Raw genomic sequence first — 16,314 nt, 5'->3', positions numbered from 1 at the left:
TGATTACAAGAAATGTTTCAGACAGGTACCATCTATAAGCACACCAAATAAGCCTACTGCTTTATTGGTTATTCAACTTACTCGATTAGATACCTACTACACTCATCAAAATACCTCGTTCATCTAGGTTTTATTTATTTTTCCTTTTTACTATAGCAAGCGGTTGCCAGAATGTCAAACGAATACTAAACCACCTGAATTGTGCTCTTTTGCACAACATTTCAAAATTGTCACGTTTTTCGATTTTCAAACGATGAGTAAATCGGCGATAATCTTGATAATCAAGTAAATAGAAAAGGATGGATAAGATGAAAAAATTGGTTGGAGCTATTGCTCTTTTACTGTTATTGTTTGGTGGCTACAAAGGGTATGAATATTACGATCAGACCTACAAAAGTCAAGTAGCTTATGCAAAAGTACCAGAAGCAGTGCCACCATTGACTGATACACTGGATGGCAGCGGTGAAAAAGTTCGGGGGTTGAAGTCGTATGACTATGACTTGAACTTTGTGACTAAAGATGGCAAAACGATCCAGTTAGGTTACACGATCTCCTCAGAAAATCCAACGCCATTCGAACCAAATAGTTATGTCAAAGCAGAAGTAAGTCAAAAACGAGTGACCTCTGGACCCACGGCGATCGATGAAAACCAAGTTCCAGAAGATGTTTTAACTAAGTTGAAATAAGTAGCTTCTAGCAAATGAAAAAAGTTAAACGCAATCTAAGAGCGGGACCTTAATCCTCTCGTACCACCCAAAACCAAATAATCGGCGAGAACAGAAGGAATCTCTTCGGAAAATAAGGCGCCATCCACAAAAATTTGAAAAACAATTTTCGTGGATGGGCCTTATTTCTCGAGGAAAAATGATTCAGCCCCGGCCTCTTCGCAGTTGGCTTTGTATGTATAAATAACTATTTCAGCGTCGTTTGCGAACGGCGATCGGCGTATCCCCAAAGTATTCTCGATACTTTTTATAAAAATGGGTCTTATTGGAAAACCCTACACTGGTTGCAATCTCCTCGATCGAAAAGCGAGTAGATAAAATCAAATCATGTGCTTCATGTAATCGTTGGTTCGTAATCAATTGTTTGAAGGATTTCCCTGTCTGCTGCTTGATTAAATTAGATAGATAATTCGGATTATACCCTAACTCATCTGCCAATGTTTTTAGGTTCAATGTTCGATAATCACTTTCGATCCGTTGCAGAATTTTGATCATCAAGTTGCTTTGTCCATCTTTTTTGTATATTTTTGCTAATTGTGAGTGATAGACTCTAGAAAGCTGTAAAAATAATACTTGTGAAAAAGCGTTCATGATTTCATTCCCTAGATGTTTTTTTGAAAAGTATTCGAGGATCATCTGATCCAACGTGACTTGGATCTCTGGTTCTTTTGCTAAGTGTAACAAAAGATGTGTTTCATTATAACCGGGTTCTAAAATGGCATTCATTAAAAAATTATAGGTCAATCCCCCACTGCGATTATCGATTTTTTTCAGAAGATTGATGTTGATATCATTTGTTTTGAATAAGAAATTCAACAAAATATCTTTTTCACCCAAAGGCATTAATTCATGGCGACTATTTGTATCTAAAAGTAATAATTGTCCTTCTTTCAAAGTGATTGGCAGACCGTTGACGATCTGTTCTGAAGTACCGCAATACATATAATTGAATTCTAAAAAATGGTGGGAATGTAGTGGATAATGAGCGAAGCGGCGATGTTGGCGAATCAAAATATTATTTTCTTGAAAAAGATGGTGATCGTCTAATTTGAATTGCTGGTCTTGTTCGTCTAAGTTTTCTCCTTCAAATTCCTTGATCCATTGCCCCGTCTTTCGCTGTTCTAACTCTTCGGGTGTATACGGCAGAAAGATCTTTTGTACAAACGGATTCATGGCTTTACTCCCCCTTGATATGTAAATTTGACACCAATATAGTAACATACTGACATTGTTGTGAAAAGGGTTACAAGATATGATGAGTGCAACAAATACATCTTCATCTGGAGGAACAAGCTATGAGAAAGACTTGGTTGATGAAACTGTCGCTGTTATCCATTTCTTTAGTTTTAACGTCAAATACTGCTATTGCATCCGCTTTACCGATGATGTTAGGCTACTTCAATGATCAATCCGCTTCATCCGTCGAGCTACTGATGACCATCCCTCAACTGACTGTCGTTATCTTCATTGCTTTGAGCAGTTTGATCGCAAAAACCATCGGACAGAAAAAAACTGTCTTACTTGGATTATTGCTGGCTGGAGTTGCTGGCGTGTTACCCGTCTTCACCGCCAATTTCTATTTGCTGATGATCTCCCGCGCCGCATTAGGCGCCGGCTTTGGTCTCTTCAATTCTTTGGCAGTTAGTATGATCAGCGAATTTTTTGAAGGTGAAGAAGCAGCCACATTGATTGGCTTTCAATCCGCCTTTCAAGGTTTAGGGGCTGCAGTCATGACCTTCACTGCCGGACGTCTCCTCACTTTTGGCTGGCAAAAAGCATTTTTAGTTTACTTGATCACCATTCCAATCATCTTCTTATTTATGGCTTTTGTCCCTGAACCACCCAAGAAAAAAGAGAATACCACTTCTAAAAAAGAAGTATCAACAAAAGGGACACTCCGTCCTACCACTGTCATGTATGGCATTTTGATTTTCTTTCTCTGCATTTTCTACATGATCGTTGTCGTCAAGCTTTCGACTTTCATCGTGACTGAAAATCTAGGAACAGAATCAGATGCCGGAACGCTTCTTTCTTTTATGCAGATTGCTAACATGGTTGCTGGTTTCTTATTCGGGTTGATTTACAAAGGATTGAAACGCTGGACGTTGCCTATTTCTTTTTTCATCATGGCAGCAAGCTTGTTCCTCATCTTGACAGCCAATCATTTATTTATGATCGGTATAGGGGCTGCACTGAACGGTATCGCCTTTGCTCTGTTCGTTCCTTACATCTTCAATGATGCTACTCGTTCAGTTCCGCAGGCAGCAAAAGCAAGTACCACTTCCTTTATTCTCGTTCTAGCAAATATCGGTAACTTTGTTTCACCCTATGGACATCAACTTTTGGAAAGGTTCGGTATCGGTTCTGATGCTTTACAAAATATTTTTATCAATGGCTGCATTTTGATGACCGTTTTAGGTATTCTTTTTCTTCTCCTTACTCTTAAAAAGAAGCCACTCCCAAATGAAGTCTAGTTTTCATTGATTCAAGCAAAAACAAATTGGAGGAATTTTGATGAATTATCTTGCTATCGACATTGGCGCTTCAAGTGGTCGTTTGATTCATGCCAATCTTAATGAATTAGGCCGTTTTGACTTACAGGAAGTCCATCGCTTCAAAAATGGGTTTGAAAAAATCGCTGGTGTCGCAAAGTGGCCGCTCACACATCTAGTCACTGAAATCTTAAAAGGTTTGGAAAAAGCAAAGCAACAAGGCATCACAGAATGTTATGTCGGCATCGATACGTGGGGTGTCGATTATGGCTTGCTTGATGCTGATGGTCATTTGATCGACGCCCCGACGAGCTATCGTGATGAACGCACGAAAGATGCCATCTCACAATTTGAACAAAGCATGCCACTAGATGAACTTTACCAAAAAACAGGTATCCAACTGCAACCTTTCAACACGGTGTTTCAATTACTTGCTGAAAAAAAAGAAACTTTAGCAAATGCCCATCGCTTATTATTGATGCCTGATCTACTCGGTTACCTCTTCACTGGAGAAGCAGTCACTGAAAAGACTAATGCATCTACTATGCAGCTTCTGAACTTAGAAACTCGGAAATGGGACCCTGATATTTTAGCTGTTCTAGGCATCGACGCTACCCTTTTTCCACGAATCACCGAACCCGGACAGATTCTAGGCGAATTACAAACTGCCCAATTCCCGACCTATGATCTGCCAAAAGCAACCTTCATCACGATTGCTTCTCACGACACTGCTTCAGCAGTCGTCGGCACACCCGCGACTGGCAAAGATTGGGCATACATCAGTTCTGGCACTTGGTCATTGATGGGCGTGGAGATTCCTGAAGGGATTTCTACAAAAGAAGCTTTTGATGCTAATTTTACAAATGAATGGGGCGTTCAAGGAACCATTCGCTTCTTAAAAAATATCATGGGGATGTGGTTGATCCAAGAAGTTGCTCGTTTGCAAGAGGGTGCCTACAGTTTTGCTGAATTGGCAGAAATGGCCTCACAAGAAGCGCCTTTCCAACAACTGATCAATGTCAACGACCCACGTTTCTTGAATCCCAAAAATATGATTCAAGAATTACAAGATTATTGTAAAGAAACAAACCAATCTATCCCTCAAACCCCTGGTCAGCTGGCTCGCTGTATCTATGACAATTTAGCTCTATGCTACGCTGTCGAACTAGAGAACTTAGCACGGATCACCGGAAAAGAATTTCATCATTTACACATCGTCGGTGGGGGTTCAAACAATACCTTCCTTAATCAGCTGACAGCCGATATTTGCAATATCGAAGTCGAAGCAGGACCAGATGAAGCGACCGCTATTGGTAATCTAATGGTCCAAATGATTGCGACGAATGGCTACGGTACGTTGCAACTGGCGCGTGAAGCAATCAGAGATTCCGTTTCATTAGCCACTTTTCACCCTCGACATACCGAGGAAATGACACAAGCACTTGCTAGATACAAAGAATTTTTAATATAAAAGGAGAGATTCAATATGATGAATGTCAAAGAACGTTACGAAGAAGCCAAAGCAAAATATGCGAGTATCGGTGTTGATACCGAGGAAGTCTTGCAGAAACTCGCAGAAGTGAAGATTTCAATGCATTGTTGGCAAGGCGATGATGTCAAAGGATTCTTGACACCAGATGGAGAACTGACTGGTGGCATCATGGCTACAGGAAACTATCCTGGAGCCGCCCATACGCCGGACCAATTACGCCAAGATTTAGAAAAAGCTTTCTCATTGATCCCTGGGAATCATAAATTGAATTTACATGCTATGTATCTAGATACAGATGAACCGGTCGATTTGAATGAGATCGAACCAAAACATTTCGAGAAATGGGTCGCATGGGCAAAAGAACAAGGGATCGGTCTTGATTTCAACCCAACCTTCTTCTCTCACCCAATGATGAAAGATGGCTTGACACTTGCTCATCCAGACAAAGAAGTACGGGATTACTGGATCGAACATGGGAAACGCGCTCGTAAAATCGCCGAGTATATGGGAAAAGAAATCGGACAAACCTGTATCGATAATTTTTGGATGCCTGATGGAATGAAAGACAATCCAATCGATCGCCTATCTCCACGTCAACGATTGATGGAATCTTTAGATGAGATTTTCTCAGAAGAACTCAACGAAGAATATACGCAAGATGCTGTGGAATCCAAACTATTCGGACTGGGTGCCGAAGCTTACACAGTAGGTTCACACGAATTTTATATGGGCTATGGCTTGACGCGGAACAAATTGATCTGCCTAGACGCAGGACACTTCCATCCAACCGAGGTCATCTCCAACAAACTTTCGTCTCTCGCCTTATTCTCTAAAGGGATCATGCTTCACGTCTCTCGTCCTGTACGCTGGGATTCAGACCATGTTGTGATCATGGATGACGAATTACAAGAAATAGGCAAAGAATTAGTCCGCAATCACTTACTTGAAAAAACAGCGATCGGTCTCGATTTCTTTGACGCAACCATCAACCGGATCGCCGCATGGGCAATCGGTACAAGAAACACCCAAAAAGCATTGTTAAAAGCCATGCTTGAACCAATCGAAGAATTAAAAGAAGCCGAACTAAACTTCGACTTCACCAAACGCTTAGCCTTCACTGAAGAATTAAAAGACTTCCCATACGCCGACGTTTGGAATTACTTCTGTGAAATCAACAACGTCCCAGTAGGCATGGACTGGTACCAAGAAGTCCTACAATACGAAAAAGACGTACAAAGTAAGAGGTTGTGAAAGAAGCGTTCAGCACTAAGGCATAAGACAGGAAAATCGAAAATGGCTGTTTCATTTTTGATTTTTCTGGCTTATGACCGAAGTGTTGCTTCTTGAACACCGTTTATCAAGGTTGTGAGAAAGCCGTTCAGCTCCGAATATTAAGAAGGAAATTGAGAAAATAGTTCCTCATATTTTTTCGATTTTTGACTTAATATTGAAGGAGCTGGCTTTCGAACACCGTTTATCAGAGGTCGTGAAAGAAGCGCTCTGACCTGAGCAGTAAGATGGAAAATCAGAAAATAGCTTTTCATATTTTTTGATTTTTCAGCTTAATGTTGAAGGTCAGCTTCTTGAACACCGTTTATTAGGTCGTGAAAGAAGCGCTCTGACCTGAGCAGTAAGATAGAAAATCGAAAATGGCTGGTTCATTTTTGATTTTTCTGGCTTATGACCGAAGTGTTGCTTCATGAACACTATCTATCAAGTTGTAAAAAAGCCCCTCACCTATCAACAGAAGCTTTCGAGAATCCGTCTAACTGATTTTGAGGTTCTTTCTGTTGATTTACAAAATAACCACATACTACATGTTCTTTCTATTCATCAGAAAAAGAAAAGAGGTCTCACTCGTGAAAAAATTAGCGATGCTCACTGCTCCATTTGTACAAGAGATGATTCAAGCAACAACCAATATGTACCGCCTAGGATGGGATGAACGTAATGGTGGGAATATCACCTATTTATTAGAAGAAGCGCAAATCCTACCTTTTATCGACCCTACGAAAGTTTTACGAACACTGCCGTTGCCATTTGATGCCCAAGAATTAGCCGGAAGGTATTTCTTAGTGACAGGGTCTGGAAAATATTTTAAAAATGTACAGGCAGAGCCAGAAGAAAATCTTGGATTGATCCGTGTGACCGAAGATGGTCATGCGATCGACATTTTATGGGGATTAGCCCCTGATGCTGTTCCGACTTCTGAGTTACCAAGTCATTTCATGAGCCATATCGCTCGATTAAGTGTCGATCCAGATAACCGCATCGTCATGCATTGTCACGCAACACACTTGTTAGCCATGACTTTTAGCCATCCACTTTCTGAACGCGAATTGACTCGTACATTATGGCAAATGTGTACAGAGTGCTTAGTTGTCTTCCCAGAAGGCATCTCGGTCATTCCATGGTTAGTTCCCGGTTCGAATGAAATCGGCGAAGCAACTGCTGCAAAAATGAAAGAAACCCGTTTAGTCGTTTGGCCACAACATGGGATCTATGGTTCTGGAAAAGATATGGATGAAACATTTGGTTTGATTGAAACAGCTGAAAAAGCTGCCCAAATCTATACGATCGTCATGGCACAAGGTGGCATCAAACAAACGTTAGAAGATGACAATTTGAAATTACTGGCTGATGCGTTTGGGGTTGTCCCACGTGCTGGCTATTTGAACGATTAACAATCGTGAGGTGCAAAATGAAATCCAATGTCGAAAAAATGATTTCTGGTGAGGTCTATCGTCAAGATGAAGAATTATTGCAGCTTCGTTTGGTCACGAGAGATCTCCTTTATGAATTCAATCATATCCATCCTCGAAAATTATCTGAACGTCAGCTATTGATCAAAAAAATGTTCAAGAAAACAGGTGATGAACTTTTTGTTGAGCAACCCTTTCACTGTGACTATGGTATCAATATCACTGTCGGAGAAAACTTTTTAGCCAATAATAATTGCACGTTACTTGATGTCGCTCCGATCACGATCGGTAAGGATGTCTTACTTGCTCCAAATGTTGGGATCTACACAGCCGGTCATGCCTTAGATCCAGTTTTACGCCAAGAGTACCAAGCAGAATTTGGGGCGCCTGTTACGATCGGCGACAATGTTTGGATCGGTGCAAATACATCCGTACTTCCCGGGGTGACGATCGGTGATCATGTAGTGATTGGGGCAGGAAGTGTCGTCACGAAGGATATTCCAGCTAATTCTTTAGCAGTAGGAAATCCTTGTCGTGTGGTGCGGACATTCAATAAAAAAGATCGCACCTATTATTTCAAAAAACTGCGTTATCCACCAGAATATATAATTTCTGAAACCGACCTACCTAAAGGAGAGTAAACCAAATGGCAAATCGAATGATTTTAAATGAAACATCCTATCATGGAAAAGGGGCTATTGCAGCTATCCCAACAGAATTTCATGCCAGAAATTTCAAAAAAGCGGTTGTGATCACTGATAAAGAGTTGCATAAAATCGGTGTTGTAGCAAAAGTCACTACTCTATTAGATGAGGCAGAGATTGCTTATGAAATTTACGATGGTATCGTACCTAATCCAACGATTGAGAATGTAAAACAGGGTGTGGCTTTCGTTCAAGCAGCGAAAGCGGATGTGATTCTAGCAATTGGCGGAGGTTCGCCGATCGACACAGCCAAAGCCATTGGAATCATCGTAACAAATCCAGAGTTTTCTGATGTCCGTAGTCTAGAAGGCGTGGCAGATACAAAACATCCAAGCTTGCCGATCTTAGCTGTTCCGACTACTTCTGGTACGGCCGCTGAAGTCACGATCAACTATGTGATCACTGACAAAGAGCGTTCTCGTAAATTTGTATGTGTTGATCCTCATGATATTCCAATCGTTGCCTTTGTTGACAGTGATTTGATGATGGGCATGCCGAAAGCCTTGTGTGCGGCAACTGGGATGGATGCGATGACTCATGCTATCGAGGGGTTGATCACGAAAGGCGCATGGGAAATGAGTGACATGTTCCATCTCAAAGCCATTGAGATCATCGGTCGTAGTTTAGCCGATTCCGTGAATGGTGATCCAAAAGGCCGAGAAGATATGGCTTTAGGACAGTACCTGGCAGGAATGGGTTTTTCAAATGTCGGGTTAGGCCTTGTGCATGGAATGGCGCATCCATTATCCGCATGGTATGACATCCCCCACGGTGTCGCTTGCGCTGCCTTATTACCAACAGTCATGAAATACAATAAAGAGTTTACAGGCAATAAATATCGAGAAATCGCGAAGGCGTTGAACATCAAAGACGCAGAATCTCGTTCCATCGAGGACATTCGTGATGCCGCTTGCGAAGCGATTGATGCTTTGTCGAAAAAAGTTGGTATTCCTGCGACGATCTCCGAACTAGGAGTCAAAGAAGCGGATATTGCAAAAATTGCTGAAGATGCGCTCAATGATGTCTGTACCCCAGGAAATCCAAGAGAAACGAACGTAGCAGAAATCATCGCTATCTATCAAAGCTTGATGTAACTTTGTTGTATCTCTTGTTATTACACTTTGACTTATAAAATAAAAAACGGTTCTCCTGGTTTGTGAACAACGACCAAGAGAACCATTTATTTTATTTTTATATACAAAATCTACTTTATTAAACCATCAACGTGTACATACCTACTGCGACGATTGCCCCAACCATTGGTCCTGCAATCGGTACCCATGAATAACCCCAGTCAGAACCACCTTTATTAGCGATTGGTAAAATCGCATGAGCGATACGTGGACCTAAGTCACGAGCTGGATTGATCGCATATCCTGTGGAACCACCTAGTGATAACCCGATAGCTAAAATCAATCCTCCAACAGCAAATACATTTGTTCCACCAGCAAATTCTGTTTGGCCAAATGCCAATAGTCCTAAGACTAAAACGAACGTACCGATCAACTCTGTAATAAAGTTAGCAGGATAGTTGCGGATGGCTGGTCCAGTCGCAAAGGTTCCTAAGATTGCCCCTTGATCCTTTGTTGCTGACCAATGTGGCAAATAAGATAACCAAACAAGTACCGCACCAACGATCGCACCTAGTAATTGCGCGATGATGAATGGGAAAACCAAATTCCAACCGATTGCCCCTGTCATTGCCATCCCAAGTGTTACCGCAGGATTTAAATGAGCGGGTCCCATGAATCCTGAAATAAATACTGCCATCGTAACAGCCATTGCCCAACCAAATGCAATGACGATCCAACCGGAGGCTTGCGCTTTACTTTTGTTTAAATTCACTGCCGCACATACGCCGTCCCCTAAAAGGATCAAAATCATCGTTCCAATAAATTCTCCCATGATTTGGGTCATGTCTGCATTCATTTTATTTTTCTCCTTTCAGGTCACGTAAGTCTGACTCAGCGATCAGTTGTTCTAAATGTTGCGTTTCACGTTCTTTTTCTTCATCTGTCCATTCAAAGTATGCAGCAATCGCATCAATGATCGGTTGTTTGATGGCATCCAACTGATCTCTTTCAAAAAGTAGATGGTTGGTACGGCGAATCAAATAGTCACCTGGAACTAAGACCATTTCGTTTTCTAAACCGTAACGCAAACGCGCAGATTCTGCCAAAGTCAATCCTGGATAAGGACTCATTTCTTTCGCTAATTCAAAGATGTGTTTCGCATTTGTTCCGTAGAAATCTGCGATATATGCAGCATCTTTTTCATCAAGACCTGCTTCCACACCGATTTTTGTATATTCTTCGACCATTTCTTCTTGTTTCGTCGGATCAAAATCGCCACCTGAGATCGAATAAGTCTTGGAATCAATCTCTTTTACAGTTACACCATACTCTTCTTGTAACAGTTGACGGATCAATTTCATCGCGCCTTCTGCCATTTTGCGATAATCGGTGATTTTACCACCAGATAAAGTAACTAGTCCATCTGGTTCACGTTCTAATGAACTACCGCGAGAAACAGTTGATGGTGCTTTTTCATCACGACTACTTTCTAAGTGATTCAACACATCTTCGACTTCTACTCGTGATACCTTGCTTTCCTTATAATCCGTTACCGTATCAACGACTTTACGGAAGCTTTTATCAGAGATCGAACCGTTGTCACCACCGTTGTAGTCAGAACCGGCATTGCCGATCAATAACGGGCGTAATCCTGCCCAACTTGATTCGATATCAGCCAAAGTGATATTTGCTTCTGGATAACGATGATTGATCACATCTAGTAAGTAATCCACATCTTCTTGTGTTACTTGAGGGTCTGTAAAATCACCTTGGTAATCGGTATCTGTTGTCCCAAAATACGTTTTGTTTTCACGAGGAATCGCAAAGACCATCCGACCATCTTGTTTTCCTGTATCGAAATAAGTAGGCTGTGGCACAGGTAGTTTCTTCGCATCGACTACTAAATGGACACCTTTTGTCGGACGCATTTTTGGTGAGATCGCACGCTTGAAGTTCAGGTTGCGGATCTTATCCACCCACGGTCCACTTGTGTTGATCACTACTTTTGCTCGGATCTCAATGACTTCATCACTTAACAAATCACGCGCTTTGACTCCGATGATCTGGTCACCTTCATAGATAAAACCGGTAGCTTTCATTTTGCTGACAAGATATGCTCCATCTTCTGCCGCTTTTTTGATATTATCGATCACTAAACGGGAATCATTATTCCGGAAATCCAAGTAGACACCGGCACCTGTTAAGCCATCTTTTTTAAGAAACGGCTCACGTTCAAGAACTTCTTCAGGTGTCAACGTATAGTTTTCATACTTCGTTCCAGTTACTTTTGCTAATTTATCATAAAGATCCATCGCTACTTTTACAGAAAACATATTGAATGTCGTTGCGCCTTCTCCTTCATAAATCGGCAATAACATCGGATCTGGTTTAGGGATATGCGGTGCCACTTGTTGTACCACTGCACGTTCGCCTACTGTATCTGCTACCACTTCAACGTCAAACGTTTTTAGGTAACGAATCCCCCCATGAACTAACTTGGTTGAGCGTGAAGACGTTCCTTCTGCAAAATCCTGCATTTCGATCAAACCGGTTTTAATACCTGAAGCAGCTGCTTGGATTGCGACACCTGCACCAGTGATTCCGCCCCCGATAATCAAAAGATCTAATTCTTCTTGTTTCATGTGGTCAATGTTATCTTGTCTTGTTTTTTTTGAAAACATCTTGTGTTCCCTCCCTTTACTCAAATGCTTGAGTTGCTTTCACTGCTTTTTTCCAACCAGTGTAAAGTTTTTCTCTACGCTCTTCTGGCATTTCCGCCTCGAAGATTTTACCAGCTTCGTAAAACTCACGAATTTCATCCGTATCTTTCCAATAACCAACTGCTAATCCTGCAAGAAAGGCAGCACCTAATGCAGTGGTCTCCAAGTTACCGGCACGTTGGATCGGTACATTCAAGATATCGGTTTGGAACTGCATCAAGTATTCATTATTGGCTGCACCTCCATCGACTTTTAACACAGGAATCTGGATGCCTGTATCATCTTGCATCGTATCGATGATATCTCTAACTTGGTAGGCAATGGATTGTAGTGTCGCCTTGATGATATCCTCTTTTGTTGTTCCTCGAGTAAGGCCAAACATAGAGCCACGTGCTGCTTGATCCCAGTAAGGAGCGCCAAGTCCAACAAAAGCAGGTACGACGTAAACTTCATCATCACTAGTCGAACGCTTCGCTGCATCTTCTGAATCACTCGCTTTTTGTAGCATTTGTAAGCCATCACGTAACCATTGGATCGAGGAACCAGCTACGAAGATACTACCTTCTAGCGCATAGTAAACCTTTCCATTTATTCCGTAACCAATCGTCGTCAACAGATTGTTTTTAGATAATTGTGGTTTTTCACCTGTGTTCATCACAATAAATGAACCTGTACCATACGTATTTTTGACCATTCCTGGCTCAAAAGCCATTTGACCGAATAAGGCTGCTTGTTGGTCTCCTGCCATACCAGAAATCGGTGCTTCACTACCATAGAAATGGTACCCTTGTGTATAACCGTAAACCTCCGAATTTGAGGTTACTTTCGGTAACATCACTCGGGGAATATTCAGTAGATCTAAAATTTCTTGATCCCAATCCAATTCATGGATATTGAACAACATTGTACGACTCGCATTCGAGTAATCGGTTACATGTGCTTGTCCATCTGTCAACTTCCAAACAAGCCATGAATCGATCGTTCCAAACATCAACTCGCCTTTTTCTGCTCGCTCTTGTGCACCTTCTACATGGTCTAAGATCCAGCGAATCTTAGTAGCAGAGAAATACGCATCAATGACTAAACCAGTTTTTTCATGGAAAAACTCTTGGTGTCCGTCTTCTTTTAATTTGTTAGCAATACTAGCGGATTGACGCGATTGCCACACTACAGCATGATAAATCGGACGTCCTGTATCTTTTTCCCAAATCACTGTTGTTTCACGTTGATTCGTGATACCAATACCGGCGATTTGTGTTGGCTTGATACCAGATTCAATAAACGCACCTGCGATAACTGATTGTACGGAGTTCCAGATTTCATTCGCATCATGTTCTACCCAGCTTTCTCGGGGAAAATATTGTGTGAATTCCTTTTGCGAACTACCGATGTGTCTTCCTTTTTTATCAAAGATAATCGCTCGTGAGCTTGTTGTCCCTTGGTCAATCGCCATGATATACGTTGATTCTGTCATTATGATCTCCTCCATTTTTGCAAACGCTTTCTTTAACTACTTTTATGGTACACCTATTTAAGGAGTAGAAACTGCCAAAAAAATAGCAATTCACTTTTTTTTTGACAGTTTTTTAATTTTTGGCTTTTTTTTCTTGCTCGATTTTTTGCTTTAACCTTAAAATATCATAACTTGAAGCAAACTCCGATAGATAATAGTACTCTTGACCTTTTTTATCCTGATTGAAGGTGATCACAAAATCATAACTTTTTTCTGGTTGGACTTCTTCGATCACGATCCCGCTGATCCCCTTTAACTCTCGAATCAAGAACTGTTGGAAAGCAACCCGATAGATCGGTAAGGAGTGTAGATCAATGCCAATAACCACAGATTTTTCAATATAGAAATCGATCATCATCAAAATATTCGCGTATTGACTCATCAGATTATCCAAAACTTGATTGGTCAATTTTTTCATAGGAAGCTGTTCGACTGTCGTTTTTTTCAATCGTTCAAGTAATTGAGTCAACGAATCACCCAACATGCGTTGTTGTTGGATGAGTAAGTGTGGCGGATCATAGATGGTTAAATAGCCAGAAAAAAAGTATAACTCATTATTGATTTGTGCCAAGTGATACCCAATTGTTTTCTCTTCCTTGATTTTTAGACGCCTTGGTCGATAATGCCACAGCATGGTTTCTCGAATATACGTATCCAACACCGCTGTAGGTAACTTTTTGCTACGAGTCAACTCGTATTGATAAAATGTCTCTTCCTCCAGTACCGAGAAAGTAACGAGAAAACTATAAAACATCATCGACTCATACGCCGTAACATCAGCTGCTGTTCGACTAAGATATAAGGAAATCACCGGATGGATGGTCTGGTACAGTTGATCCTCTTGGTATATTTCTTTTTTCTCTTTTGTACTAGAAAACTTTATCTTATCTGACAGTAACCTTTTCCGTGTAATACCGATCCATGTCGCAATTTTTGTCGATGATTGTGGGGAAAAAGTTGTATTCAACACATGCGCCAATCCTACTATCAACGGACGCTTATCTGGAGTATCTTGTAAATACTGTGGTCTTTGTGCCTCTGGGAAAAATTGAAATAAGGAATAATAAAAATAACGGATCTGGAGTTCTTCTCCTTGGATTTGTCCATTCTTTATCTGTAGAGAGAACTCTTTCAATAGCTGATTCAATTCTTTGGTTTTTCTAAAGACAGAGGATTCACTGATCGTAAAAGCTGTTGCCAAACGAACACTTGAAGCTTGTTGGTGTTCAAGAAGATACGTCAAGATCTGATATTTCACGCTTTGTTGTACCAAAAAAAGCATGATTTTTTCTAAACTCGTATGCTCATCTAATTCAAGGACGACTTGAAATTCATTTTTTCGGACAGAAATCTTTGTTTTCATCATACGACCGATCAATTCAAGGTCTTCGATATATTGGTCGAAGGCAGATTTTGATAATTTCACAGAGGAGCGCAACTCATTGATTGAAGCGGAACCACCTTCTAATACAATCATTCGTAAAATCTCAATTTGGATTTGCTCTTTTTTTTCTAAAAATTCTTCAATCTTCATCGAAAGAATCAACCACCTTTACAAGAGCTGTTGGCGCTCGATACTCTGGTTGAAAGAAGAATTCGCGCGCTTCCAGATCTGCGAGTGTCCATCCTTCCTCAACTGCTAAAGTCAGTCGGTCTAAAAGATAGAAAATCACTGCTTGGCTATGACATTGCGCGCCAATCAGTTTTCCTTCTTCCGTCAATAGCACTTTTATTTGGATCAACTCCTGGTTCGCAGCAGAAGCTCTGGTGGTTAAATATTGTGTGTTGATTTCCCCAGCATAAAAGATACTTTCGCTTTCTGTTAAACCGACACTCCCAAAATAATGTCCGAACCAGTGATTACCGATGGGACGATACGTACCTAAATCCTTCTTTTGTTGCCCACTGATATTTTTACTGGCGATCTTCGCTGTTCGAATCGCATTGTTGACTAAAGACACGTACATCTTTTCTTGCGTTGGTCGATAGGTTACTTGGATGGCATCGCCGATCGCATAAATATTTTCCTGGGATGTTTGCAGGTAGTCATTTACCCAGATCGTCCCATCATCATTCAATTGCAAGGATTCTTCCCATAATTGATTATCTGGTCGTGTGTAATTTGCTAACAAGACTAAATCATACGTCTCACTTCTTTTTTCCGTGAAGATCTTTGTTTGTTCTGCTTCAATGATTTCTTGTACTTGTTCATTTAAGAAATAGCGAATACCTCGATTGTTCAGCTCGCGATACAACGGCTTGATCATCTCTGGATCAAAATATCGAAATAAAACTGTCGATTGGCTTTCATACAGATGAAGTTCTTTTCCCAAGTTCGCTAATCCTTCGATGAGTTCCAAGCCAACTTGCCCTGCACCGATCACTGCGATTTTTTTTGCATTTCCAATACGTTGTTGAAATTGTTGCGAAGTTTTAGGATCTTTGATTGTCCAAATCGTGTCGTTTTCTTGTGTACTAAAACGGAAGCGTTGTTGTGAGCCTGTCGCAATCACAAGAAAATCGAAAGACAATATTTCCCCATCATTTAATTGGATTTGGTTTTTATCGCTGTTTAGCGCAGTCACTTCTGTTTCTACCCGTACTGCTATCTGATGTTCTTGAGTCAATTGCTCTTTCGTCATCCAATAATGATGCGCTTCTTCATGAAATTCCCCTTTTAAGATCAAATTGACACTATTCGGAATAAAGCCTATCCGCGCTTGCTTCTCAATAATGATTATCTCACTTTCTGGACAGTCGTTGCGCAAAGAAATAGCTGTCTGAATGCCCGCAAATGAGCCACCGACGATTACGATCCTCATATGTTATTCTCCTCTTTTTCATCTGTTATCCTTAGAGTATCATTTCTTAGAAAACGTTTCAATCAGTAAAG

At 40.9% G+C, this 16,314-nt stretch carries 13 protein-coding genes; 7 read left to right on the top strand and 6 right to left on the bottom strand.

Annotation, left to right across the window (positions count from 1 at the left end; translation table 11 throughout):
• Window positions 1-308 precede the first annotated feature (308 nt).
• The gene (locus IGJ19_RS02025) at window positions 309-686 is read left to right on the top strand and encodes a DUF1093 domain-containing protein (RefSeq protein ID WP_074800469.1); all 378 of its coding nucleotides are present in this window, start codon (window positions 309-311) and stop codon (window positions 684-686) included.
• A 231-nt stretch (window positions 687-917) separates the two neighbouring features.
• Here the strand turns inward: IGJ19_RS02025 and IGJ19_RS02020 are convergent, their stop codons facing one another.
• The gene (locus tag IGJ19_RS02020) at window positions 918-1,898 is read right to left on the bottom strand and encodes an AraC family transcriptional regulator (RefSeq protein ID WP_074800472.1); all 981 of its coding nucleotides are present in this window, start codon (window positions 1,896-1,898) and stop codon (window positions 918-920) included.
• Window positions 1,899-2,020: 122 nt separating this feature from the next.
• Between IGJ19_RS02020 and IGJ19_RS02015 the strand changes: the two genes are divergently transcribed.
• From IGJ19_RS02015 to fucO, 6 genes are all read left to right on the top strand, one after another.
• Window positions 2,021-3,199, top strand: a complete 1,179-nt coding sequence (locus IGJ19_RS02015; protein WP_115357215.1) for an MFS transporter — start codon at window positions 2,021-2,023, stop codon at window positions 3,197-3,199.
• Between the two features lie 40 nt (window positions 3,200-3,239).
• Window positions 3,240-4,688: a rhamnulokinase gene (gene rhaB, locus IGJ19_RS02010; protein ID WP_430604344.1), complete on the top strand. Its 1,449-nt coding sequence runs from the start codon at window positions 3,240-3,242 to the stop codon at window positions 4,686-4,688.
• Between the two features lie 15 nt (window positions 4,689-4,703).
• On the top strand, window positions 4,704-5,960 hold the full coding sequence (gene rhaA, locus IGJ19_RS02005) for an L-rhamnose isomerase (protein WP_019722530.1): 1,257 nt from the start codon (window positions 4,704-4,706) through the stop codon (window positions 5,958-5,960).
• 608 nt (window positions 5,961-6,568) lie between these two features.
• A complete protein-coding gene (gene rhaD / locus IGJ19_RS02000) occupies window positions 6,569-7,393 on the top strand; it encodes a rhamnulose-1-phosphate aldolase (RefSeq protein WP_272017939.1) in 825 nt (274 codons plus the stop codon).
• A gap of 17 nt (window positions 7,394-7,410) precedes the next feature.
• A complete protein-coding gene (locus IGJ19_RS01995; RefSeq protein ID WP_272017940.1) occupies window positions 7,411-8,052 on the top strand; it encodes a sugar O-acetyltransferase in 642 nt (213 codons plus the stop codon).
• A gap of 5 nt (window positions 8,053-8,057) precedes the next feature.
• Entirely contained in the window at window positions 8,058-9,209 is a 1,152-nt protein-coding gene (fucO, locus tag IGJ19_RS01990) for a lactaldehyde reductase (RefSeq protein WP_430604343.1), read from the top strand.
• 118 nt (window positions 9,210-9,327) lie between these two features.
• Here fucO and IGJ19_RS01985 read toward each other — a convergent pair whose 3' ends face one another.
• The 5 genes from IGJ19_RS01985 to IGJ19_RS01965 all read right to left on the bottom strand — a co-directional run bounded on the left by IGJ19_RS01985 (window position 9,328) and on the right by IGJ19_RS01965 (window position 16,243).
• Window positions 9,328-10,044: an MIP/aquaporin family protein gene (locus IGJ19_RS01985; RefSeq protein ID WP_010736418.1), complete on the bottom strand. Its 717-nt coding sequence runs from the start codon at window positions 10,042-10,044 to the stop codon at window positions 9,328-9,330.
• 1 nt (window position 10,045) lies between these two features.
• Window positions 10,046-11,869, bottom strand: a complete 1,824-nt coding sequence (gene glpO / locus IGJ19_RS01980) for a type 1 glycerol-3-phosphate oxidase (protein ID WP_071866587.1) — start codon at window positions 11,867-11,869, stop codon at window positions 10,046-10,048.
• Window positions 11,870-11,885: 16 nt separating this feature from the next.
• Window positions 11,886-13,382, bottom strand: a complete 1,497-nt coding sequence (gene glpK / locus IGJ19_RS01975) for a glycerol kinase GlpK (protein WP_071866586.1) — start codon at window positions 13,380-13,382, stop codon at window positions 11,886-11,888.
• 112 nt (window positions 13,383-13,494) lie between these two features.
• Complete coding sequence (locus IGJ19_RS01970; RefSeq protein ID WP_430604342.1) at window positions 13,495-14,955, bottom strand: helix-turn-helix domain-containing protein; 1,461 nt, start codon at window positions 14,953-14,955, stop codon at window positions 13,495-13,497.
• Window positions 14,945-16,243, bottom strand: a complete 1,299-nt coding sequence (locus IGJ19_RS01965) for an NAD(P)/FAD-dependent oxidoreductase (RefSeq protein ID WP_195513403.1) — start codon at window positions 16,241-16,243, stop codon at window positions 14,945-14,947. The genes IGJ19_RS01970 and IGJ19_RS01965 overlap by 11 nt, the downstream gene beginning before the upstream one ends.
• Between the last annotated feature and the right edge of the window lie 71 nt (window positions 16,244-16,314).

This window comes from Enterococcus sp. DIV1368b, assembly GCF_050529595.1.
Lineage (GTDB): Bacteria > Bacillota > Bacilli > Lactobacillales > Enterococcaceae > Enterococcus_B > Enterococcus_B mundtii.
Note: the sequence above shows the minus strand (reverse complement) of the source record. Positions and strands in the feature narration are given on the sequence as shown.

Coding starts and splice junctions, on each gene's coding strand:
- IGJ19_RS02025 (WP_074800469.1), top strand. CDS start 309: ATGAAAAAATTGGTTGGAGCTATTGCTCTTTTACTGTTATTGTTTGGT.
- IGJ19_RS02020 (WP_074800472.1), bottom strand. CDS start 1,898: ATGAATCCGTTTGTACAAAAGATCTTTCTGCCGTATACACCCGAAGAG.
- IGJ19_RS02015 (WP_115357215.1), top strand. CDS start 2,021: ATGAGAAAGACTTGGTTGATGAAACTGTCGCTGTTATCCATTTCTTTA.
- rhaB (WP_430604344.1), top strand. CDS start 3,240: ATGAATTATCTTGCTATCGACATTGGCGCTTCAAGTGGTCGTTTGATT.
- rhaA (WP_019722530.1), top strand. CDS start 4,704: ATGATGAATGTCAAAGAACGTTACGAAGAAGCCAAAGCAAAATATGCG.
- IGJ19_RS01995 (WP_272017940.1), top strand. CDS start 7,411: ATGAAATCCAATGTCGAAAAAATGATTTCTGGTGAGGTCTATCGTCAA.
- fucO (WP_430604343.1), top strand. CDS start 8,058: ATGGCAAATCGAATGATTTTAAATGAAACATCCTATCATGGAAAAGGG.
- IGJ19_RS01985 (WP_010736418.1), bottom strand. CDS start 10,044: ATGAATGCAGACATGACCCAAATCATGGGAGAATTTATTGGAACGATG.
- glpO (WP_071866587.1), bottom strand. CDS start 11,869: ATGTTTTCAAAAAAAACAAGACAAGATAACATTGACCACATGAAACAA.
- glpK (WP_071866586.1), bottom strand. CDS start 13,382: ATGACAGAATCAACGTATATCATGGCGATTGACCAAGGGACAACAAGC.
- IGJ19_RS01970 (WP_430604342.1), bottom strand. CDS start 14,955: ATGAAGATTGAAGAATTTTTAGAAAAAAAAGAGCAAATCCAAATTGAG.
- IGJ19_RS01965 (WP_195513403.1), bottom strand. CDS start 16,243: ATGAGGATCGTAATCGTCGGTGGCTCATTTGCGGGCATTCAGACAGCT.